The 21,940-nt window shown below is 54.5% G+C and carries 20 protein-coding genes, 2 tRNA genes, 3 other RNA genes and 1 pseudogene; 13 read left to right on the forward strand and 13 right to left on the reverse strand.

Going from position 1 to position 21,940, the window contains the following annotated elements; genetic code table 11:
- Window positions 1–24 precede the first annotated feature (24 nt).
- From M1D91_RS07290 to pnuC, 7 genes are all read left to right on the forward strand, one after another.
- Window positions 25–100 (forward strand) — tRNA-Lys (locus tag M1D91_RS07290).
- A gap of 32 nt (window positions 101–132) precedes the next feature.
- Window positions 133–208 (forward strand) — tRNA-Lys (locus tag M1D91_RS07295).
- A 29-nt stretch (window positions 209–237) separates the two neighbouring features.
- Window positions 238–365, forward strand: a non-coding RNA gene (locus tag M1D91_RS07300) — RtT sRNA.
- Window positions 366–393: 28 nt separating this feature from the next.
- A non-coding RNA gene (locus M1D91_RS07305) (RtT sRNA) lies at window positions 394–521 on the forward strand.
- Between the two features lie 28 nt (window positions 522–549).
- Window positions 550–677: non-coding RNA, RtT sRNA (locus tag M1D91_RS07310), on the forward strand.
- A gap of 372 nt (window positions 678–1,049) precedes the next feature.
- Window positions 1,050–2,093, forward strand: coding sequence for a quinolinate synthase NadA (nadA, locus tag M1D91_RS07315; RefSeq protein ID WP_437430927.1), 1,044 nt, complete (start codon window positions 1,050–1,052; stop codon window positions 2,091–2,093).
- 36 nt (window positions 2,094–2,129) lie between these two features.
- Window positions 2,130–2,849, forward strand: coding sequence for a nicotinamide riboside transporter PnuC (gene pnuC, locus M1D91_RS07320; protein WP_437430928.1), 720 nt, complete (start codon window positions 2,130–2,132; stop codon window positions 2,847–2,849).
- Here the strand turns inward: pnuC and zitB are convergent.
- Together zitB and M1D91_RS07330 are read right to left on the reverse strand one after the other, a co-directional pair.
- The gene (zitB, locus tag M1D91_RS07325; RefSeq protein ID WP_437430929.1) at window positions 2,846–3,784 is read right to left on the reverse strand and encodes a CDF family zinc transporter ZitB; all 939 of its coding nucleotides are present in this window, start codon (window positions 3,782–3,784) and stop codon (window positions 2,846–2,848) included. The two genes, pnuC and zitB, sit on opposite strands and share 4 nt — an antisense overlap.
- A gap of 116 nt (window positions 3,785–3,900) precedes the next feature.
- Window positions 3,901–4,272, reverse strand: coding sequence for a protein YbgS (locus M1D91_RS07330; protein WP_437431030.1), 372 nt, complete (start codon window positions 4,270–4,272; stop codon window positions 3,901–3,903).
- A 318-nt stretch (window positions 4,273–4,590) separates the two neighbouring features.
- On the opposite strand from M1D91_RS07330, the gene aroG reads away from it, so the two are divergent.
- Complete coding sequence (aroG, locus tag M1D91_RS07335) at window positions 4,591–5,643, forward strand: 3-deoxy-7-phosphoheptulonate synthase AroG (RefSeq protein WP_437430930.1); 1,053 nt, start codon at window positions 4,591–4,593, stop codon at window positions 5,641–5,643.
- A gap of 183 nt (window positions 5,644–5,826) precedes the next feature.
- Here aroG and gpmA read toward each other — a convergent pair whose 3' ends face one another.
- The 7 genes from gpmA to modE all read right to left on the reverse strand — a co-directional run bounded on the left by gpmA (window position 5,827) and on the right by modE (window position 13,582).
- Window positions 5,827–6,579, reverse strand: a complete 753-nt coding sequence (gpmA, locus tag M1D91_RS07340) for a 2,3-diphosphoglycerate-dependent phosphoglycerate mutase (protein WP_437430931.1) — start codon at window positions 6,577–6,579, stop codon at window positions 5,827–5,829.
- A gap of 207 nt (window positions 6,580–6,786) precedes the next feature.
- Entirely contained in the window at window positions 6,787–7,827 is a 1,041-nt protein-coding gene (galM, locus tag M1D91_RS07345; protein ID WP_437430932.1) for a galactose-1-epimerase, read from the reverse strand.
- Window positions 7,821–8,969 carry a galactokinase gene (galK, locus tag M1D91_RS07350; RefSeq protein ID WP_437430933.1) on the reverse strand — a complete coding sequence of 383 codons (1,149 nt, stop codon included), beginning with the start codon at window positions 8,967–8,969 and terminating at the stop codon, window positions 7,821–7,823. The genes galM and galK overlap by 7 nt, the downstream gene beginning before the upstream one ends.
- 1 nt (window position 8,970) lies before the next feature.
- The gene (galT, locus tag M1D91_RS07355; RefSeq protein WP_437430934.1) at window positions 8,971–10,017 is read right to left on the reverse strand and encodes a galactose-1-phosphate uridylyltransferase; all 1,047 of its coding nucleotides are present in this window, start codon (window positions 10,015–10,017) and stop codon (window positions 8,971–8,973) included.
- 9 nt (window positions 10,018–10,026) lie between these two features.
- Window positions 10,027–11,043, reverse strand: coding sequence for a UDP-glucose 4-epimerase GalE (galE, locus tag M1D91_RS07360; protein ID WP_437430935.1), 1,017 nt, complete (start codon window positions 11,041–11,043; stop codon window positions 10,027–10,029).
- A gap of 221 nt (window positions 11,044–11,264) precedes the next feature.
- A complete protein-coding gene (gene modF / locus M1D91_RS07365; protein ID WP_437430936.1) occupies window positions 11,265–12,728 on the reverse strand; it encodes a molybdate ABC transporter ATP-binding protein ModF in 1,464 nt (487 codons plus the stop codon).
- A gap of 65 nt (window positions 12,729–12,793) precedes the next feature.
- Window positions 12,794–13,582: a molybdenum-dependent transcriptional regulator gene (gene modE, locus M1D91_RS07370; RefSeq protein WP_437430937.1), complete on the reverse strand. Its 789-nt coding sequence runs from the start codon at window positions 13,580–13,582 to the stop codon at window positions 12,794–12,796.
- Window positions 13,583–13,828: 246 nt separating this feature from the next.
- Between modE and M1D91_RS07375 the strand changes: the two genes are divergently transcribed.
- The 4 genes from M1D91_RS07375 to modC all read left to right on the forward strand — a co-directional run bounded on the left by M1D91_RS07375 (window position 13,829) and on the right by modC (window position 16,673).
- Complete coding sequence (locus M1D91_RS07375) at window positions 13,829–13,978, forward strand: AcrZ family multidrug efflux pump-associated protein (RefSeq protein ID WP_437430938.1); 150 nt, start codon at window positions 13,829–13,831, stop codon at window positions 13,976–13,978.
- Between the two features lie 168 nt (window positions 13,979–14,146).
- Window positions 14,147–14,920: a molybdate ABC transporter substrate-binding protein gene (gene modA / locus M1D91_RS07380; RefSeq protein WP_437430939.1), complete on the forward strand. Its 774-nt coding sequence runs from the start codon at window positions 14,147–14,149 to the stop codon at window positions 14,918–14,920.
- The gene (gene modB / locus M1D91_RS07385; RefSeq protein WP_437430940.1) at window positions 14,920–15,609 is read left to right on the forward strand and encodes a molybdate ABC transporter permease subunit; all 690 of its coding nucleotides are present in this window, start codon (window positions 14,920–14,922) and stop codon (window positions 15,607–15,609) included. The genes modA and modB overlap by 1 nt, the downstream gene beginning before the upstream one ends.
- Before the next feature lie 5 nt (window positions 15,610–15,614).
- Window positions 15,615–16,673: a molybdenum ABC transporter ATP-binding protein ModC gene (modC, locus tag M1D91_RS07390; protein WP_437430941.1), complete on the forward strand. Its 1,059-nt coding sequence runs from the start codon at window positions 15,615–15,617 to the stop codon at window positions 16,671–16,673.
- Here modC and M1D91_RS07395 read toward each other — a convergent pair.
- Window positions 16,674–17,493 (reverse strand): annotated as a pseudogene (locus M1D91_RS07395) (pyridoxal phosphatase).
- A gap of 149 nt (window positions 17,494–17,642) precedes the next feature.
- Between M1D91_RS07395 and pgl the strand changes: the two are divergent.
- Window positions 17,643–18,638 carry a 6-phosphogluconolactonase gene (pgl, locus tag M1D91_RS07400; protein ID WP_437430943.1) on the forward strand — a complete coding sequence of 332 codons (996 nt, stop codon included), beginning with the start codon at window positions 17,643–17,645 and terminating at the stop codon, window positions 18,636–18,638.
- 54 nt (window positions 18,639–18,692) lie between these two features.
- Here pgl and M1D91_RS07405 read toward each other — a convergent pair whose 3' ends face one another.
- The 3 genes from M1D91_RS07405 to bioA form a co-directional block, all read right to left on the reverse strand.
- On the reverse strand, window positions 18,693–19,976 hold the full coding sequence (locus M1D91_RS07405; RefSeq protein ID WP_437430944.1) for a putative acyl-CoA thioester hydrolase: 1,284 nt from the start codon (window positions 19,974–19,976) through the stop codon (window positions 18,693–18,695).
- Window positions 19,977–20,089: 113 nt separating this feature from the next.
- Window positions 20,090–20,566, reverse strand: coding sequence for a kinase inhibitor (locus M1D91_RS07410; RefSeq protein ID WP_437430945.1), 477 nt, complete (start codon window positions 20,564–20,566; stop codon window positions 20,090–20,092).
- 65 nt (window positions 20,567–20,631) lie between these two features.
- Window positions 20,632–21,921, reverse strand: coding sequence for an adenosylmethionine--8-amino-7-oxononanoate transaminase (bioA, locus tag M1D91_RS07415; RefSeq protein WP_437430946.1), 1,290 nt, complete (start codon window positions 21,919–21,921; stop codon window positions 20,632–20,634).
- Between the last annotated feature and the right edge of the window lie 19 nt (window positions 21,922–21,940).

Here is a 21,940-nt window from a genome sequence, read left to right on the forward strand (position 1 = left end):
AAAATCTTCAGGCGACACCCGAATGGGTCGTTAGCTCAGTTGGTAGAGCAGTTGACTTTTAATCAATTGGTCGCAGGTTCGAATCCTGCACGACCCACCATCCTGAATGATTTAAGCAGTAAATCCCGCAAGGGGTCGTTAGCTCAGTTGGTAGAGCAGTTGACTTTTAATCAATTGGTCGCAGGTTCGAATCCTGCACGACCCACCAATGTAAAAAAGCGCCCTAAAGGCGCTTTTTTGCTATCTGCGATATATAAGATTCGAACCTGCAGCAGGTTCGGGTCTCACGCAGTGCGACAACGGAGCCGCTCGCGGCGACGGCCCGAAGGGCGAGGCGAAGCTGAGTCATTCTGCACGACCCACCAATGTAAAAATGGCGCTGGCGGCGCTTTTTTGCTATCTGCGATATATAAGATTCGAACCTGCAGCAGGTTCGGGTCTCACGCAGTGAGACAACGGAGCCGCTCGCGGCGACGGCCCGAAGGGCGAGGCGAAGCCGAGTCATCCTGCACGACCCACCAGGGTAAAAATGGCGCTGGCGGCGCTTTTTTGCTATCTGCGATATATAAGATTCGAACCTGCAGCAGGTTCGGGTCTCACGCAGTGAGACAACGGAGCCGCTCGCGGCGACGGCCCGAAGGGCGAGGCGAAGCCGAGTCATCCTGCACGACCCACCAGGGTAAAAATGGCGCTGGCGGCGCTTTTTTGCTATCTGCGATATATAAGATTCGAACCTGCAGCAGGTTCGGCTCGACAAAATTGTCGGGAACAATTTTGCACAACGCGAAGCGTTGCCCGAAGGGCGAGTCTCAGGATGAGACAAGTAGCGCAGTGAGACAACCGAGCCGCTCACGGCGCTTTATTATCCACCCTCTCTTCTGGGTATAACCTCGTTACCTATGCCTGTACCTGGCGCAGCTAATCAATTCCTGTGACTTTTGCCGCCCGATCCGCTATCGTGTTTAGTATATAAAACACATTAGCCTTTCTTTTCTCCCCATCCTTCAAAGACAGGCATTTTTGTTAAGTCAGCAAAACGAGTGAGCAGAATGAGCGTAATGTTTGATCCGGAAGCAGCCATTTATCCTTTCCCGCCTAAACCCATGCCTCTCAGTCGGGATGAGAAACAGTTTTACCGCGACAAAATCAAGCGCTTACTAAAAGAGCGCGATGCGGTAATGGTCGCGCATTACTATACCGATCCAGAGATCCAGCAGCTCGCTGAGGAGACAGGTGGTTGCATCTCTGATTCCCTGGAGATGGCGCGCTTTGGCGCGAAGCACGCCGCCTCGACGCTGCTGGTAGCCGGGGTGCGTTTCATGGGTGAGACGGCGAAAATACTCAGCCCGGAGAAAACCATTCTTATGCCAACCCTCCATGCAGAGTGTTCACTCGATCTTGGCTGCCCCATTGAGGCTTTCAGCGCTTTTTGCGATGCCCATCCAGACAGAACCGTGGTGGTGTACGCCAATACCTCCGCTGCGGTAAAAGCACGCGCCGACTGGGTTGTCACCTCCAGCATTGCCGTGGAACTGATAGAACATCTGGACAGTCTGGGGGAGAAAATCATCTGGGCCCCGGACCGCCATCTCGGTAGCTACGTGCAAAAGCAGACCGGTGCCGATGTGCTGTGCTGGCAGGGGGCCTGCATTGTCCACGATGAGTTTAAAACGCAGGCGCTGGGTCGGATGAAGGCCCTCTATCCTGACGCGGCGGTGTTAGTGCATCCTGAATCCCCCCTCGCCGTGGTCAGGCTCGCCGATGCCGTAGGCTCAACCAGCCAGTTAATTAATGCTGCAAAGACCCTTCCGCACAAACAGCTTATCGTTGCCACTGATCGTGGGATTTTTTATAAAATGCAGCAGGCGGTGCCAGAAAAAGAGCTACTGGAAGCGCCAACAGCCGGAGAGGGCGCTACCTGCCGCAGCTGTGCCCACTGCCCGTGGATGGCGATGAATGGCCTTAAAGCGATTGCTGATGGCCTTGAAAATGGTGGAACAGCTCATGAGATTCATGTGGATGCGGCACTGCGTGAAGGGGCGTTACTGCCGCTTAACCGTATGTTAGATTTTGCGGCTACACTACGTCCGTAACATTTATAACGCGTAGGAATACGCTCTGGGGAAAAGATGGATTTTTTTAGCACGCAGAACATTCTGGTACATATTCCGATCGGGGCCGGAGGCTACGATCTTTCATGGATAGAGGCGGTAGGAACGCTGGCGGGGCTACTGTGTATCTGGCTCGCCAGCCTGGAGAAAATCAGTAATTATGCGTTTGGCTTAATCAACGTCACGCTGTTCGCCATCATCTTTTTCCAGATCCAGCTCTATGCCAGCCTGCTATTACAGCTCTTCTTTTTTGCGGCAAACATTTATGGCTGGTATGCATGGTCCCGACAAACGACATCGAACGAAGCCGCGTTGCAGATTCGTTGGCTGCCGTTGCCGAAGGCCATTGGCTGGCTGGTAGCCTGTGTCTGTGCCATCGGGCTGATGACGGCCTTTATTGATCCTGTCTTTGCGGTACTGACCCGCATTGCGGTGAGCCTGATGCAGACGCTCGGGCTTAATGTCGCCATGCCGGAACTGCAACCCGATGCCTTCCCGTTCTGGGATTCCTGCATGATGGTGCTGTCGATTGCTGCCATGATCCTGATGACCCGTAAGTATGTTGAAAACTGGCTACTTTGGGTCATCATCAATGTCATCAGCGTTGTTATCTTCGCACTGCAAGGCGTCTGGGCCATGTCGCTGGAATACATGCTGCTGACCTTTATCGCGTTAAACGGCAGCCGTATGTGGATGAAGAGCGCCCGTGAGCGTGGCTCCAGAGCGTTTTCCCGTTAATGATGATGTAAATGGGCGTGCTCAGACTGCATCTCGCTGAGGTGGCAGTCTGGCACGCTGCAGGGGTGATACTCCATCTGAATAGTGGCGTGTTCAATTTGGTAATGATGGGCCAGGAAATGCGCAATCTGGCGGAGAAGACCATCATGGTCGTGGGGCGGGATAACATGCACATGCAGCGTCATAAGCCTTTTCTCGCCCACCAGCCAGACATGCACATGATGAACATCGCGTACCGCCGGAATAGCACGCCGGACATGGCGTTTAAGCGCCTCCACATCCATTGACACCGGCGCCCCCTCCAGCAGTTCATTGACACTCTCGCGTAACAGTGACCATGCGCTACGCAGTACCAGTAGCGAGACCAGTACCGAGAGGATCGGGTCGGCAGCCGTCCAGCCGGTATACATGATAATGAGCGCGGCGATAATCGCCCCGACCGATCCCAGTAAATCGCCCAGCACATGCAAAGCCGCCGCGCGCACATTGAGATTCTTCTCTTCGTTGCCGCGATGCAGCAGCCAGAATGCCAGCAGGTTTGTCAGAAGCCCGGCCACCGCGATAGCCATCATGGTCGCACCGGCCACCGGTTGCGGGTGTCTGAAGCGAACAAAAGCTTCCCAGATGATAAAAACCGTAATCACCACCAGGGCAATGGCGTTAACGAAAGCAGCTAGTGTGGTCAGTCGCAGCCAGCCAAACGTGCGGGTGGCGCTGGGAGGTCGTCTGGCAAAATGAACCGCCAGCAGGGCGAAAAAGAGGGCCGCGGCATCGGTAAGCATGTGGCCCGCATCGGCCAGCAGAGCCAGCGAGCCTGAAATAAACCCGCCGACCACTTCCACCAGCATAAACAGCGCCGTAACGCTAAAAGCCAACAGTAGACGTCTGGCGTTGGCATCTTCAGGAAGGGATGAGTGTGAATGAGAATGCGCCATGTTAAGCGTCCTGTGTCAAAACGATATCAGCGACTTACATCATTGCAGATCTTTTCCCATCCCACAGAAAAAATTAAGGAGAGCCGAAGCTCTCCTTTTTCATTCCCGAATCAGTGTTACTGAGTCGTACCGTCGGTTTTAGTGTTGGTATCGTTGTTAATACCCTCACCGGTCTGGACTTTTTCATTGATGTCCGGACATTTACCGTCTTTACACTGGGAATTTTTATGAATTTCATCTTTGGTCATGCTGTTATCGCTCATCCCGTGTTTACCATCATTGTTGGAATGCAGCATGGTACCGCTTTGAGTGCCCGAGTTGTTCGGCGCAAGATTTTCTTTTGCATCTGGTGCAACCTGGCCTGCATTTGCCGCGGCGTTAGCCTGGCCGTTATTCGTTTGTGAAGTGGAGTCCGCTGCTAATGCCGCGCCACTTGCCATGGTCAGGGTAGTCGTCAGTAAAAGTGCCGCTAATTTATTCATTTTCATCATGATGCTCCTGTTCTGGTCGTCATTTGCCGATCGGCTGATCGGTTTAACGTGCGCGAACGAGTTATCACGCTCAGTGGTTAAAAATTCCTTACATGCAATAAATTGCAGCATGGAATATCGCAATAAAATAAAAACAAAGTATTTACACTTAAAAAGTGTAGCCCTGGAATCACTGTTCGCTACTTTCTGGCGGTTTTTAGCGTAATTCCAGGAATTTTCTGCCCGTAGTGTAAAATCGCGTTTACACTCCTTGACCGACAAGTTAGATTGGATAGATTGCATTCATTAAAAATAGTTGGCAAAGCTGGAACGAACATGACTTATCAGAACGATGATTTACGCATAAAAGAGATCAACGAGTTATTACCCCCGGTCGCACTCCTTGAGAAATTCCCCGCCACTGAAAATGCAGCCAATACGGTTTCCCATGCCCGCGCTGCTATCCACAGCATTTTGCGCGGCAGCGACGATCGTCTGCTGGTGGTCATTGGTCCTTGCTCCATTCACGATCCCGCAGCGGCGAAAGAGTATGCCGCACGGCTGCTGACGCTACGCGAATCGCTTAAAGATGAGCTGGAAGTGGTAATGCGCGTCTATTTTGAAAAGCCGCGTACCACCGTGGGCTGGAAAGGGCTTATCAACGATCCGCATATGGATAACAGCTTTCGGATCAACGATGGACTGCGCATTGCACGTAAGTTGCTGCTTGAGATAAATGACAGCGGTCTGCCGGCAGCGGGTGAGTTTCTCGATATGATAACCCCACAGTATCTTGCTGATTTGATGAGCTGGGGGGCCATTGGTGCCCGCACCACTGAATCGCAGGTCCACCGTGAACTGGCCTCCGGCCTCTCATGCCCGGTTGGTTTTAAAAACGGTACTGATGGCACCATCAAAGTAGCCATCGACGCCATTAATGCTGCCAGCGCGCCGCACTGCTTCCTGTCGGTGACGAAATGGGGCCATTCAGCTATTGTTAACACGGCGGGTAATGGCGACTGCCATATCATCCTGCGCGGCGGGAAAACGCCTAATTACAGCGCCTCGCACGTGGCAGAAGTGAAGCAGGGTCTGGAAAAAGCCGGTCTTAAAGCCCAGGTCATGATTGACTTCAGCCATGCAAACTCCAGCAAGCAGTTTAAAAAGCAGATGGACGTGGGTACGGATGTCTGTGGCCAGATTGCCAGTGGCGAAAACGCCATTATGGGCGTGATGATTGAAAGTCATCTGGTAGAAGGTAATCAGAGTCTGGAAAGCAGTGAACCGCTGGTCTATGGCAAGAGTGTGACCGACGCCTGTATCGGCTGGGAAGACACGGAAATCCTGTTGCGTCAGCTGGCAGAGGCAGTAAAAGCCCGCCGCAAATAAATACACTTCATCCTTTGGTCTGTCTCTTTGTTGGCCGGACTCAGAAGCCCCAGTTACATAGTTATATGTTACTGGGGATTTCTTCCTTTGCCGCCTCGACACAGCCTCAAATGAGTTTGTGTATTGGACCCACAAAGAAAAAAAGCGTGGATTTCTCCACGCTTTTTCATGCAAAACGAAAAATTACTTCGCTTTACCCTGGTTGGCGACGGCTGCTGCTTTTGCAGCGATTTCGTCGGCGTTACCCAGGTAGTAATGCTTAACTGGCTTGAAGTTTTCATCGAACTCATAGACCAGCGGGACGCCAGTCGGGATGTTCAGTTCGAGAATTTCATCTTCACCCATGTTATCCAGGTATTTCACCAGCGCACGCAGGGAGTTACCGTGGGCCGCGATGATCACGCGCTCGCCGCTTTTCAGGCGTGGCAGAATGGTTTCTTCCCAGTAAGGCACAACGCGTTCGATGGTCAACGCCAGACTTTCTGTCTGCGGCAGCTCTTTATCGGTGAGTTTTGCGTAACGCGGATCATGGCCCGGGTAACGCTCATCATCTTTAGTCAGCTCCGGCGGGGTTACCGCAAAGCCGCGACGCCATTGCTTAACCTGCTCGTCACCATACTTCTCAGCAGTTTCCGCTTTGTTCAGACCCTGCAGCGCACCGTAGTGGCGTTCGTTCAGCTTCCAGGATTTCTCAACCGGCAGCCAGGCCTGATCCAGTTCGTCCAGTACATTCCACAGGGTGTGGATGGCACGTTTCAGCACAGAGGTATAAGCGAAATCGAAGCTGAAGCCTTCGTCTTTCAACAATTTACCTGCCGCTTTGGCTTCGCCCACGCCTTTTTCTGACAGATCAACGTCATACCAACCGGTAAAGCGGTTTTCGTTGTTCCACTGACTTTCGCCGTGACGAACCAGAACCAGCTTAGTTACAGCCATATACTTACTCCTCATAAGCCTGATTGAATGATAACAATTCTCATTATATTGCCCGGCGATGCGCCGCAGCAACGATTACCCTTAACCATAGCGAAAATAGTCGCGCAGTGTAAGGTGCATGTGAATCAGGGGTTACCATTTTGTCGATAACTGACCGATTTTTCAGCGTTTCGGGCAAAAAAAACCCTCCGCAGGGAGGGTTTTACATCAGGCTGGAATGAACTGATACACCGTCTGGCTGACGTACCTGTCGCCGGGCTTAAGCACGCAGTCAGGCTGCGGGAAGTCCGGGCGGTTGGGGCTATCAGGTAAAAATTCACTTTCCAGCGCCAGGCCCTGCCACGCGCTGTAGACGTTGTTACCCCGCGCCGGGGCGCCTTCCAGATAGTTACCGGAGTAAAACTGTAAGGCGGGTGCAGTAGTGAAGACGGTCATCTGCAGCTGCTTATCTGTTGACCATAGCTGGGCGGCTGGCTTTGTGACGTCGCCCTGGGTCTGCAGTAAGAACGCATGATCATAGCCCTTCACGGCCCGCTGATCGTCATCGCTGAGGAATTCCAGGGCGATAGGTTTCGGCTGGCGAAAATCGAAGCTGGTTAAGGCTACTTTTTTCAGACTACCAACCGGGATCCCCATCTCATCAACCGGAAGATAGGTATCGGCCAGCAGTTGCAGGGTATGGTTACGCACATCGCTCTGCTCGCCATCAAGATTGAAATAAGCATGGTTAGTAAGATTGACAGGGCAGGGCTTGTCGGTAGTCGCCTGGTATTCAATCGCAAGGCGGTTATCGTCATCCAGCCGGTAGAGCACGCTGGCGAGAACGTTACCTGGAAAACCCTGGTCCCCATCGGGAGAGGTAATAGAGAGCAGGGCTTCGCTGTCGTTCTGACGCTCAATTTTCCAGCGACGCTTGTCGAAGCCTTCCGGGCCGCCGTGCAGCTGGTTTTTCCCCTGGCTTGGGGTGAGTGGGTAGGTTTTACCGTCCAGAGTAAACGAGCTGTTCGCTATACGGTTGGCATAGCGCCCCACTGAGGCACCCAGAAAGGCGGTCTGCTCAATGTAGTGTTCAGGCGTGGCACAGCCTAACAGCGCTTCACGAACGGTCCCGTCTTTCATCGGTACCCGGGCGGAGAGCAGGGTGGCCCCCCAGTCCATAACGCTTACAACCATCCCTGCGCTGTTGCGCAGGGTAATCACTCGAAAAGGCAGGCCGTCAGGTGCGGCCCCGGTGGTTTCATTTAGCACTGTCCTGCTCCCTGTGATGGTTTACAGACATAAAAGGTCTCTTTGATCCCGGTTTTCGCTTCGTATTGTGCTTCTACCGCTTGTTTAACGGTATCCACCATTGATTCGGGCACCAGTGATACGATGCAACCACCGAAACCACCGCCGGTCATACGCACGCCGCCGTGATCGCCAATCACCCCTTTTACAATCTCAACCAGTGTATCAATTTGTGGGACGGTAATTTCGAAGTCGTCACGCATAGAGGCGTGGGATTCCGCCATCAGTTCACCCATGCGTTTCAAATCCCCTTTTTCCAGGGCGGAAGCCGCTTCAACGGTGCGGGCGTTTTCGGTCAACACATGGCGAACGCGTTTTGCCACCACCGGATCAAGCTCATGCGCCACGGCATTAAACTGAGCGATATCGACGTCACGCAGCGCTTTTTGCTGGAAGAAACGCGCACCGGTTTCGCACTGTTCGCGGCGGGTGTTGTACTCACTTCCCACCAGCGTACGCTTAAAGTTGCTGTTAATGATGACGATAGCCACCCCTTCCGGCATGGAAACCGCTTTGGTTCCCAGGGAGCGGCAGTCGATAAGCAGAGCATGGTCTTTCTTGCCAAGCGCAGAGATGAGCTGATCCATGATGCCGCAGTTACAGCCGACAAACTGATTCTCCGCCTCCTGGCCATTAAGCGCTATCTGGGCGCCATCCAGCGGCAGATGATACAGCTGCTGGAAGACCGTCCCCACCGCCACTTCCAGCGAAGCCGAGGAGCTTAGCCCCGCACCCTGTGGAACGTTGCCGCTGATCACCAGATCCGCGCCGTGGAAGGTGTTGTTGCGCTGTTGCAGGTGTTTTACCACGCCACGCACATAGTTAGACCACTGTTGGCTCTGATGCGTCACGATAGGGTCATCAAGGGAAAACTCATCCTGCTGATTGTCATAATCTGCGGCTATAACGCGCACAATATTGTCAGGACGTGGGGTACAGCTGATTACCGTCTGGTAATCAATGGCACAGGGGAGCACGAAACCGTCGTTATAATCGGTATGTTCACCAATCAGGTTCACGCGCCCCGGTGCCTGGATGGTATGAGTGGCAGGGTAGCCAAATTTTTCAGCAAACAGAGCAAGCGTTTTTTCTTTCAGACTCATTTTAAACTCCTGATTCGCGAAAATGGATGTCACTGACCGCGCGCAGGCGTTCGGCAGCTTGTTCGGCAGTCAGATCGCGTTGCGTTTCCGCGAGCATTTCATATCCGACCATAAATTTACGCACGGTGGCAGAACGCAGCAGCGGCGGATAGAAGTGCGCATGCAGCTGCCAGTGGGTATTGTCCTGTTCAATAAAGGGCGCGCCATGCCATCCCATAGAGTAAGGGAACGAGCACTGGAACAGATTATCGTAACGGCTGGTGAGGCGCTTCAGTGCCAGCGCCAGATCGCTGCGCTGGGCATCGGTGAGATCCGTCATCCGCAGGATATGGGCTTTTGGCAGCAGCAATGTCTCAAACGGCCACGCGGCCCAGTAAGGCACAACCGCCAGCCAGTGTTCGGTCTCCACAACCGTGCGGCTGCCGTCTTTGCTTTCACGAGCGGCATAATCCACAAGCATAGGTGAACCGTACTGACTGAAGTATTCTCTCTGCAGTCGGTCTTCGCGTTCGGCTTCATTAGGCAGGAAGCTGTTGGCCCAGATTTGCCCATGCGGGTGTGGGTTAGAGCAACCCATGGCCGCGCCTTTATTCTCAAACACCTGAATCCACGGATAGCGTTGACCCAGCTCCAGCGTCTGTTCCTGCCAGGTTTTCACCACATCTTCCAGCGCGCTCAGGCTCAGTTCTGGCAGCGTCTTGCTGTGATCCGGCGAGAAGCAGATGACGCGGCTGGTGCCGCGAGCGCCCTGACTGCGCATCAGCGGGTCGTCACTTTCTGGCGCATCCGGCGTGTCGGTCATCAGGGCTGCAAAATCGTTGGTGAAGACATAGGTGCTCGGATAATCGGGGTTTTTGTCTCCTGTGACACGGGTATTACCCGGGCAGAGGAAACAGTCCGGATCATGTTTCGGCAGCGTTTCTTTCGACGGCGTCTCCTGCGCGCCTTGCCACGGGCGTTTGGCACGGTGCGGGGAGACCAGGATCCATTGCCCGGTCAGGGGGTTGTAACGGCGATGCGGATGATCGACCGGATTGAATTGCGTCATGATCCTTCCTTAATCTTCGTAGCCTTGCGGGTGGCGAGACTGCCAGCGCCAGGTATCTTGTGCCATCTCATCAAGCGTGCGGGTAACGCGCCAGTTGAGTTCAGTGTCTGCTTTGCTGGCATCCGCCCAGTACGCCGGGAGATCGCCATCGCGACGGGGTGCAAAGTGGTAGCTGACGGGCTTGCCGCAGGCTTTGCTGAAGGCGTTAACCACATCCAGTACGCTACTGCCTACGCCCGCACCGAGGTTATAGGTGTGTACACCTGATTTACCGGCCAGTTTCTCCATGGCGGCAACGTGGCCATCGGCCAGATCCATGACGTGGATGTAATCCCTGACGCCGGTGCCATCAGGCGTCGGGTAATCATTGCCGAAAATGGCCAGCGAATCGCGACGACCGACAGCAACCTGTGCGATGTAGGGCATCAGGTTATTGGGAATACCTTGCGGGTCTTCCCCCATATCCCCTGACGGATGTGCGCCAACCGGGTTGAAGTAACGCAGCAGGGCAATGCTCCACTCTGGTTGGGCTTTTTGCAGATCCGCCAGAATCTGTTCCACCATCAGTTTGCTTTTGCCGTACGGGCTTTGTGGGGTGCCGGTCGGGAAACTTTCGACATAGGGGATGTTGGGCTGATCGCCGTAGACGGTGGCGGAAGAGCTGAAAATGAAGTTCTTGACGTTAGCCGCGCGCATGGCATTCACCAGCCGCAGAGTACCGTTCACGTTGTTATCGTAATACTCCAGCGGTTTAGCGACCGATTCACCGACGGCTTTTAAGCCAGCAAAATGGATGACAGCCTCAATAGCATGGTCATGCAGGATTTCCGCCATCAGCGCTTCGTCGCGAATATCCCCTTCAACGAAAAGCGCGGATTTTCCGCCGAGGCGCTCCAGCACCGGCACCACGCTACGCTTACTGTTACAGAGGTTGTCGAGAATGATGACGTCATGGCCATTTTGCAGCAATTGTACGCAGGTATGGCTTCCTATGTAACCGCTACCACCGGTGACAAGAACTTTCATTTTTCACTCCATTAGGCGTATGTTATGAACTAACAGTAGCATAACAGAGATGTCAAAACTGTGATATGCGATAAGTTTGTGGAATCGCTTACACTAAGATTTCAATGCAGGGATAGAGCGGAAAAAGAGATTATAAATCAAAAGAATGAATAACGAATGATGCATAAAATCCGAAAATGAATCGACAAGAGAGCAGGAGCGACAGCTCCCGCCCATGAAACTTAATCAAACTGATAGCGCCAGCCCTCGCCATCGGACACAAATTGTAAGCGGTGCGTGATACAGTCAGGGGCATCATCAGCATGATGAGAAACAAACAGCAGCTGCGTTTCACCTTCCCCGATAAGCACGTCAATAAAACGTCTGATCAACTGGCGGTTTAGCGGATCCAATCCCTGTAAAGGTTCATCCAGAATCAGTAAGGTCGGGTGCTTCACCAGCGCGCGGACGATAAGCGCAAGCCGCTGCTGCCCCCAGGAGAGACTATGGAAAGGGGCATCAGCCGTTTGGGCAGTGAAGCCCAGAATATCCAGCCACTGCTGTGCGAGCTTACGCTGTTTATCTGATACCGCCTGGTAAAGCCCAATCGAATCGAAATACCCTGAAAGAATGACGTTGCGCACGGTGGTGCTGACGCGGTAATCCAGATGCAAGCTACTGCTGACATAACCTATGTGCTTTTTGATGTCCCAGATGGTTTCTCCGCTGCCGCGACGGCGCCCAAATAAGGTCAAATCGTTGCTGTACCCCTGAGGATGATCGCCGGTCACTAAACTTAACAGCGTCGATTTTCCTGCGCCGTTAGGGCCACTGATCTGCCAGTGTTCTCCCGCTTTCACCGTCCAGTTGAGATGCTGAATGATGGGCCGATCGTTGTAAGAGACGAGGCCATCGTTAAGAACAATCAGCGGCTCGCCCTGGTTGAGCAACTCGCGGGCTGGCGGAGCATCAGGCTCCGGCAGACGCATACCCGACAGTTTTTCACTGTGCGCCAGTTGGGCTATCAGCGCCTGCTCCAGCAGGGTGGCCTTTTCCCCCGTCGCCGTCAGGGTGCAGTCGACCAGCACTCCTGCACGCTGCACAAAACGTGGGATCTCATCGAACCGGTTCAGCACCAGCACCAGGGTATAGCCGTCAGTATTTAACTCCGCGAGTAATTCAGCCAGCTGTTCGCGCGACTGGACGTCGAGCCCGTCGAAGGGTTCATCAAGAATCAGCAGATCCGGTTGCGACATCAGGGCCTGACAGAGCAGCGTCTTTCGGGTCTCACCGGTCGAGAGATACTTAAACCGGCGGGCGAGCAGGTGGGTAATACCAAAACGTTCCGCCAGCGCCTGGCAGCGCGCACGGTCTCTGACCTCTTCCTGAATGATGTCCGCCGTGGTACGACCGGTATCCTCTTCACCAGGACTCAGCAGATCGGTGTTGTTACGTTGCCACTCCTCGCTTACCAGCTTCTGTAACTGCTCGAAAGAGAGGCGGGTGATACGGGTAAATGTGCACTGGCGTGCGCCGTTGAGGAGCGTCAGCTCCCCGGCGAGGGCTCTGGCGAGCGCGGATTTACCGCTACCGTTTGCGCCGACAAACGCCCAACTCTCCCCGGCGCTCAGGGTTAAATTCTCTATGGTGAGCGTGCGGGTGTCACTCAGACGAAACGTGCCTTGCGCAATTTGCAATGATGACATGATGTATCCCATTTTTTGCAGCGATACCACAGGGATACGTCCTGAACAACAACTTGTCAATCGGCTCAGCACAACGTGGCAAGAATAACCTTATCGGCATTAAAATATGCGGTGACCTGCCCCCCTTCTGCCAGATCTTGCGTTTCAGCCAGCGGAAGGGTGGCGCAGAGCTGCTGGCCATCAGGGAGGGTCATCAATACTTCGCTCTGGGTTTCGCCACGTTCAATATGGCTGATGTATCCACGAAGTTTATTATCCGCGCAGGATGCCTGGGTATCGTCCAGCGTAATGCCAACCCAGGGCGCTTTCAGTAATACCAGCACCTGTTTCCCCCGCACCAGATCCAGGCGTTGCGCGCTCTGGGCTGTGATTGCCACTTTCAGTGAGGTTTCGCCATCTGCCAGCAGCACCTCGACATACTGTTGTACCTGCTTGTATTCAAGCGCCGTTATGGTGCCAAACCACTGGTTGCGGGCGCTGGTTTGCAGTGAAAAACGGGAAATCGCCGCCAGCAAACTGTTCAGCGGCAAAGCTTCATCGTCGCTCAGTACATCAAAGGCTTTTTGCTGGATTTGCCCAAGCAGGTCATAAAGTTGGATAAGCCGCTGCCCGTAGCGGGTGACCAGTGCGCCGCCGCCGCCTTTGCCGCCCGTTGCGCGTTCCACCAGCGTATGCTCGCTAAGCTGGTTCATTTCATTGATAGCATCCCAGGCGCTTTTATAGCTGATACCTGCATTTTTGGCCCCCTGGCTTATCGATCCGGTCAGCGCTATCTGTTTAAGCAGGGCAATACGTCGGGGATCGGCGAAGAGGCGTTGCTGGAGTTTAAGAGTAAGAAGAATTTCAGCCTGCATAGCGTCGTGTCCTGGCTTAAAACCACTATTGTGAAGGAAAAGCCACTATAAGCCTAATGCGCAACGTTTGACGTGATTTGCCTGAAGATTAATGCGTTAGGCGCGACATACCCTCCGGTGGAGCGGAGGACCGGAAAGCCACAGCTACCTGAAAACGTCCTGCAAAGCAGGGCGATGGCACAAAAGGGGAGTGTTTTTTTGAAAGTGCAGGTTAAAATAGTCAATTCACACTGAATGGAGTCGACCATGTTAGAGTTGTTAAAGAGTCTGGTTTTCGCCGTAGTCATGGTCCCGGTGGTGATGGCAATCATCCTGGGTTTGATTTATGGCCTGGGTGAAGTGTTTAACGTGTTCTCCGGTATTGGTCACCGCGATCGTCCCGCGAAAAACCGCTGATTTCTGTAAACGCCCGCTTTTGCGGGCGTTTTGCTTTTTAAGTAACGTCCACTCCTGCCGGTATCTTATTAATTCCTGTAATGCTTCAGAGGTATGATCTCTCCCCCGGTAATATCTGTTATCATCGCTATATTCTGGAATATATAACGACACGCACAGGAGTTAGAGATGGCACGTACATGGTTACGCCTTTTTGCCGGGGCAACATTATCGCTTTCCATCGCCGGTCACGCCGTGGCTGAGGAAGGGAAAATCACGGTTTTTGCGGCAGCGTCGCTGACTAATGCGATGGAGGATATTGCCGCTGCGTATAAAAAAGAGAACCACGTCGAGGTCGTCTCTTCGTTTGCCTCTTCTTCTACGCTGGCGCGTCAGATTGAAGCGGGTGCCCCTGCCGATCTCTTTATTTCTGCCGATCAGAAGTGGATGGACTATGCGGTAGAGAAGAAAAGCATCGATACGGCGACCCGTGACACGCTGCTCGGCAACAGCCTGGTTGCGGTGGCACCAAAAGCCAGCGCACAGAGCAATATCACCATTGATAGCAACACTGACTGGAAAAGTTTGCTCAAAGGCGGGCGTCTGGCGGTAGGCGACCCTGAACACGTTCCGGCAGGCATCTATGCCAAAGCGGCCTTGCAGAAACTGGGCGCGTGGGAAGCCTTGTCTCCGGCCCTGGCACCGGCGGAAGATGTACGCGGCGCTCTGGCGCTGGTTGAACGTAACGAAGCGCCGTTGGGCATCGTCTACGGCTCCGACGCCGTGGCCAGCAAAGGGGTGAAAGTCGTCGGAACCTTCCCCGAAGAGAGTCACAAAAAAGTGGAGTACCCGATGGCCGTGACAGCGGGGCATAACACTGCGGCGGTTAGCGCCTTTTATGACTACCTGAAAGGCCCCGAAGCGTCCGCCATCTTCAAACGTTACGGATTTACGACCCACTGATGATATTAACGGATCCCGAATGGCAGGCGGTATTGCTGAGCCTTAAAGTCTCATCCCTTGCGGTTCTCTTTAGTCTGCCTTTTGGGATCTTCTTCGCCTGGCTGCTGGTGCGCTGCACTTTTCCTGGCAAAGCGCTACTCGACAGCCTCCTTCATCTCCCCCTGGTGCTCCCTCCGGTTGTGGTGGGATATCTGCTGCTGATTGCTATGGGAAGGCGGGGATTTATCGGCGAAAAACTCTTTGACTGGTTTGGCATTACGCTGGCCTTTAGCTGGCGGGGTGCGGTGCTGGCGGCGGCGGTGATGGCCTTCCCGCTCATGGTGCGTGCCATCCGTCTGGCGCTTGAAGGAGTAGACACCAGGCTTGAACAGGCAGCCCGAACCTTAGGGGCAGGCCGCCTGCGGGTTTTTGTGACCATCACGCTTCCGTTAACCCTGCCCGGTATCATTGCGGGCACCGTGCTGGCCTTTGCCCGCTCGCTCGGTGAATTCGGTGCGACTATCACCTTTGTCTCCAATATTCCTGGCGAAACGCGCACTATCCCTTCGGCGATGTATACCCTGATTCAGATGCCGGGAGGGGAAGGCGCTGCCGCCCGCCTGTGTATTATCTCAATCGTGCTGGCGCTGGTTTCGCTGTTGTTCTCAGAGTGGCTGGCGCGTTTGAGCCGTAAACGGATTGGGAGATAACCGGGATGCTGGAGCTCAATTTCACCCAGACGCTGGGAACACACACACTGCGCCTTAATGAATCGCTGCCTGCCAGCGGTATCACCGCAATTTTTGGGGTATCAGGCGCGGGTAAAACCTCGCTCATCAATGCCATCAGTGGCCTGACGCGCCCCCAAAGCGGCCACATTATTCTTAACAATCGTGTGCTGTACGATGCACAAAAGAAAATCTGTCTGCCGCCGGAAAAGCGCCGCGTCGGTTACGTTTTCCAGGATGCGCGTCTGTTCCCTCACTATAAGGTACTGGGTAATCTCCGCTATGGCATGGCGAAATCCATGACCGGGCAGTTTGACAAGCTGGTGGCGTTGCTGGGTATTGAAGCTCTGCTGGACCGCTTGCCCGGCGGGCTGTCCGGCGGTGAAAAACAACGCGTTGCCATTGGCCGCGCGCTGCTGACCGCCCCGGAACTCCTCTTGCTGGACGAGCCGCTGGCTTCGCTGGATATCCCGCGTAAGCGTGAGCTGCTTCCTTATCTGCAGCGTCTGACAAAAGAGATTAATATTCCGATGCTTTACGTCAGCCACGCGCTGGATGAGATCCTTCACCTGGCCGACAAAGTCATGGTGCTGGAGGCGGGTGAGGTGAAAGCCTGCGGCAATCTGGAAGATGTCTGGGGAAGTCGGGTTATGCACCCCTGGCTGCCTCAGGATCAGCAAAGCAGCGTGCTGAAAGCGAGCATACTGGAGCACCATCCACACTACGCCATGACGGCACTGGCGCTGGGCGACCAGCCTCTGTGGGTCAATAAACTGGATCGCCCGTTGCAGTCTGACGTGCGCATTCGCATTCAGGCCACCGATGTCTCGCTGGTGCTACAGCCGCCGACCCATACCAGTATTCGCAACATTTTGCGGGCTAAAGTGATGGCCATTTTTGACGTAGACGGGCAGGTAGAAGTGCAACTGGATGTAGGCGGACGTTCATTGTGGGCGCGTATCAGCCCCTGGGCCAGGGATGAACTTAATATCAAACCCGGCCAGTGGCTCTACGCACAAATCAAGAGCGTATCGATTACCGCCTGATCACAGCAGGTGGCTGTAGATAAAGCTGGCGATGCTGTCGGTAGTGTTATCACCAATCACGACATTGGCGCGGGCTTTCACCGCGTCATCGGCATTACCCATCGCGACCCCTACACCTGCCGCTTCCAGCATGCTGATGTCGTTATAGTTATCACCAAAAGCAACCACGTCCTGCATGGAGAGACCCTGCGACGTGACCCACTCGGTCAGACGCTTGCCTTTGCTGTTACCGCTGCGCGCAATATCCACCTGGTCATGCCAGGACCACTCGCATTCCAGCCCCAGCGTCTGTTCAACGCTGCACGCAAAACGTTTCAGTTTCTCTGTGTCTTCATCCGTCAGGGCAAACTTCCAGATAGCCTCGACTTCGCTTGCCGCCGCACGCAGAGAATCGACCTGAGTAAAGACCGGACGTTGTTCAGGCGGCAGCGTTTGCGCCCAGTTATGGGTACGAATGACATGGCCGGTTGGTTTTTCGTACAGCATGGCATTGTCGACATACATCAGGCCGTGAACGTCGTGGGTGTCCAGCATCTCAATCAACTGCAGGGCTTGTGATACAGGCAGCGGATCGGCAGTTAACACTTTTTTTGCATGATAATCATACAAATAAGTGCCATTACAGCAAATTGCAGGTGTATCGAGGGCCAGCGCCTGATAAAAAGGATGGATGGCGATGTGATGCCGTCCGGTAACAATAATTAACTGGTGCCCGGCGGCTTTAGCGCGGGCGAGCGCTTCCAGCGAAGCGGGGAGAAGCGTTTTTTTTGGGGGTCAGTAAGGTACCGTCTAAATCCAGTGCAATCACTCGCGAGGTCATGGCGTTTTCCGTGGTCAATGATCAATTTTAGCTCTCCCGGATGGTACACCGGGTCGGCCTGCGGGCAAAATCTCAGGGCGAAATTCGGCATTAACGACGAAAAAAGGCTATCCTGGTTAATTAACGCAGTATTGAGGAAAGGAGTATTCATGAAGCAAACCGTTTATACCGCCAGTCCGGAAAGTCAGCAAATCCATGTCTGGCGTTTAAATCAGGAAGGCACCCTGACGCTGGTGCAGGTGGTGGATGTGCCGGGCCAGGTTCAGCCGATGGTCATCAGCCCTGACAAGCGCTACCTTTATGTGGGCGTACGCCCGGAATTCCGCGTTATCGCCTACCGCATTGCGCCTGATGATGGTGCGCTGACCTTTACCGCCGAAGCGGCGTTGCCAGGCAGCCCGACGCATATTTCTACCGATCGCAGCGGACGTTTCCTGTTTAGCGGCTCCTACAACGCAGGCTGTGTGAGCGTCACCAAACTGGACGATGGTATCCCGACGGAGACCCTGGACGTGGTGGAAGGGCTGGAAGGGTGTCATTCCGCGAATATTTCCCCGGATAACCACACGCTGTGGGTGCCGGCACTGAAACAGGATCGAATCTGCCTGTTCACCCTGACGGAGGAGGGCAATCTGTTGGCGCAAGAGCCTGCTGAAGTCGCCACGGTGGAAGGCGCTGGCCCGCGTCATATTGCCTTTCATCCCAACCAGCGCTATGCCTATTGCGTTAACGAACTGAACAGCTCGGTTGACGTATGGCAGCTCAGCAATGCGCACGGCAACATCGAATGCGTGCAGACGCTCGACATGATGCCGGCTGATTTCACCGGCACGCGCTGGGCAGCAGATATCCACATCACCCCGGACGGTCGCCACCTGTACGCCTGCGACCGTACCGCCAGCGTGATTACCGTGTTCAGTGTCTCTGAAGATGGCAGTATTCTGGCTGTTGAAGGCCATCAATCGACAGAGACGCAACCGCGCGGTTTTAATGTCGACCATAGCGGTAAATTCCTGATTGCCGCCGGACAAAAATCACACCATATCGCACTGTATGAAATTGCAGGTGCGCAGGGACTACTGACTGAAAAAGCCCGCTATGCGGTAGGTCAGGGGCCAATGTGGGTGGTGGTGAACGCTCACTAAGTCTGAGCCATAAAAAAACCTCGCCGCGGCGAGGTTTTTTGTTATCCGTGGCGGTTACTTTTTGGGTTCTGCCACGACCTGGCTGCCTACGCCACGGTTATTAAATTCCCAGGCACGATTGAACTGGCTGTCATTCAACTGACGCTGAACGTTGCCTTTGTCGTCCACGGCACCCGTATTGCCTGCAAAGGCGCGACCGGAGATCGCCGCATTTCCCCAGGGCTTCGCGACGTTAAAGCCTTCGTTGATGACGCTATCACGAATAACCACCTGGCCATTGGTATTGCCATCAACGTCCAGCGAGCGACCCAGTTGTGCGACACCGTTGCCCGCCGCGGTAAAGCGGCTGTTGGTGGCGAGGAAGCCATAGTAGATGTTGGACAGCGTTGCCGGGGCAAAGACATAACCTTCCTGCTGCGTACGGGAGTTAACTATCCGGAAATCGGTATTGTCGAATACCACCGCACCACGACCCGCGACGATATCAACATCGCCTTCTATGTAGCTGTTGGTAACCTGAGTACGCGTCTGACGATCGGTACGCAGGGCATTTTCAACGCCGCTGTTGGTCACAAAGAAGGTGTTCTGACGCCCCAGGATGTTCACGTTATTCAACTGAACTTTGTCACCATCGCTACGGAAGGCCACGGCCTGATGGTTACCAGCGTCAACGCTGTCCCCAAGGGTATTCTGGATGGTCAGGTTCTGCAGTTGCAGGCCATTGTTCTGTGACCAGAAGACTGCAGAGCACATCACGCCGATGGTTGCCGTACGTTTGTTCTGGCAGTTATCAAACATGTACCAGGCCGGTTTACCCGGCATGTATTTGCCTGACGGGTTCACCAGCTTACGCCAGGTGTTTGCATCCATTTCCGCATCGATAGCAAGACCAATTTTTACGTCAAGCGGCTTCTCACCGGTGCCGTAAATTGTCACGCTGCCGGAAGCTGCGGGGACAAAGACTGTGCCTTCATAGTCGCCCGGCATCACGGCGATAAACTGACGATCGCTGGAGTGCTTGTTAATTGCCGCATCAACGGCTGCCTGAATGGTGGTGTGGGTCACGCCTGGCGTTCCGGCCGGACCTACTACGAAATTCGCCTGCGCCGGAACGCGGATAGCGAACGGTTTCCACGCTTCAGCGTTGGGCGTCAAAGAGGCAAAGTAATTCGCCGCAACAAAGTTTTTCGCTTCGCCCGCAGAGAGGACCGGACGGGAAGCCGTACCCGGCGCCGTTTGCGTGGAAGGAAGTTGATCCGGTGGCGTTGAGCTGCAGGCGGTCAATGTCACGCCAAAAGCCAGTGCCAGCGTCAGACGAGAAACCGAGAATGTGTTCAAGGAGTGCTCCAGCTGTACAAGTTTAAATGAATTCCTCAGAAGCCTGCTTTTTTATACTAAGTTGAGCGAAACGGGAAGCCGATTGTGCAAATCGGCTTCAATTCAGTGATGTTCTAGCTGAAATACACGGTAATGGAGGCACTGGCCAGGGTATGGAAATGGACGTTAAAACCGACCATTGCGCCGCTGGCATTTTCGTCGACCTCAAGGGCGGGAACATTGAGCGCGAAAACAGTGAAAACATAGCGGTGCGTCTCACCCTTTGGTGGTGCGGCACCGCCATAGCCTGCCGTGCCAAAATCGGTACGGGTCTCAAGCGCACCCTCCGGCAGGGCGGTCAGTGACGAACCTGATCCCTGGGGCAGCACACGGGTATCCGCAGGCAGATTCACCACCACCCAGTGCCACCAGCCGGAACCCGTAGGCGCATCCGGATCGTAACAGGTCACCACAAAGCTCCTGGTGCCGGCGGGCACATCGTCCCATGCCAGATGGGGAGAAATATTATCACCGTCATAACCCATGCCGTTGAAGACATGACGATGATGCAGTTTATCCCCGTCGTGTAAGTCATGGCTTACCAGTTTCATTTCACCTCCGCAGGTCGATTGTCAGCCTTCTATTTTAGTCCATTTACACCCAACGCAAGCCACGCTTAAGCCATAAAGAGATCGTCACGCCAGACGGCCGCCGTCACCGCATCCGTCAGGCAGGTGAGCTGTTCGGGGGAGATGACGTAAGGCGGCATCAGGTAAATCAGGCGTCCAAACGGGCGGATCCAGACCCCCTCATCGACGAAGAAACGCTGCAGGGCGGCCATGTTCACTGCTTTTGTCGTTTCAACGACGCCAATCGCCCCAAGTACACGCACGTCGGCTACGTTGTGGCTTGCACGGGCCGGTAAGAGGGCTGTCCGTAGCTGCGCGTCAATAGCGGCAACCTGTGACTGCCACTCCCCGTTCTCCAGCAGGCTCAGGCTGGCGTTGGCCGCAGCGCAGGCCAATGGGTTGCCCATAAAGGTCGGGCCATGCATAAAACAACCCGCGTCACCGTTGCTGATAGTGTCAGCGACCGCGCGGGAGGTAAGGGTAGCCGACAGCGTCATGGTGCCGCCGGTCAGCGCTTTACCGAGGCAGAGGATATCGGGAGCCACCCCTGCATGGTCGCAGGCAAACATTTTTCCGGTGCGACCAAAGCCAGTGGCTATCTCATCGGCAATCAACAAAATGCCTTCCCGGTCACACATTTTACGGATGCGTTTGAGCCATGCGGGATGGTACATCCGCATGCCGCCCGCGCCCTGTACGACAGGCTCCAGAATTACGGCGGCAATCTCATGGCGATGCGCTGCCATCAGACGGGCAAAACCCACCAGATCGTGCTCATCCCACTCGCCGTCGAAACGGCTTTGCGGTGCGGGGGCAAAGAGGTTCTCAGGAAGATAACCCTGCCAGAGACTGTGCATGGAGTTATCCGGGTCGCAGACTGACATCGCACCAAAGGTGTCGCCGTGGTAGCCATTGCGAAAGGTAAGAAATCGCTGACGAGGCTCCCCTTTTGCCTGCCAGTACTGGAGGGCCATCTTCATCGCCACTTCCACCGCGACCGAGCCGGAATCGGCCAGAAACACGCACTCCAGGTTATCCGGGGTCATTGCCACCAGTTTGCGGCACAGCGTAACGGCGGGCGAATGGGTAATACCACCAAACATCACATGCGACATCTCATCAATCTGCGCTTTCATCGCCGCATTCAGTACCGGGTGGCTATAGCCGTGGATCGCCGCCCACCAGGAGGACATGCCGTCGATAAGACGCTCGCCGCTGCTCAACAGAAGCTCGCAGCCGTGCGCGGACTGGACCGGATAAACCGGCAGAGGAGAGGTCATAGAGGTATAGGGGTGCCAGATATGGCGCCGGTCAAAGGCAAGATCGTCCGCTGTCATAATCGACTTGTAAACCAAA

Source organism: Enterobacter sp. SA197, assembly GCF_054131575.1.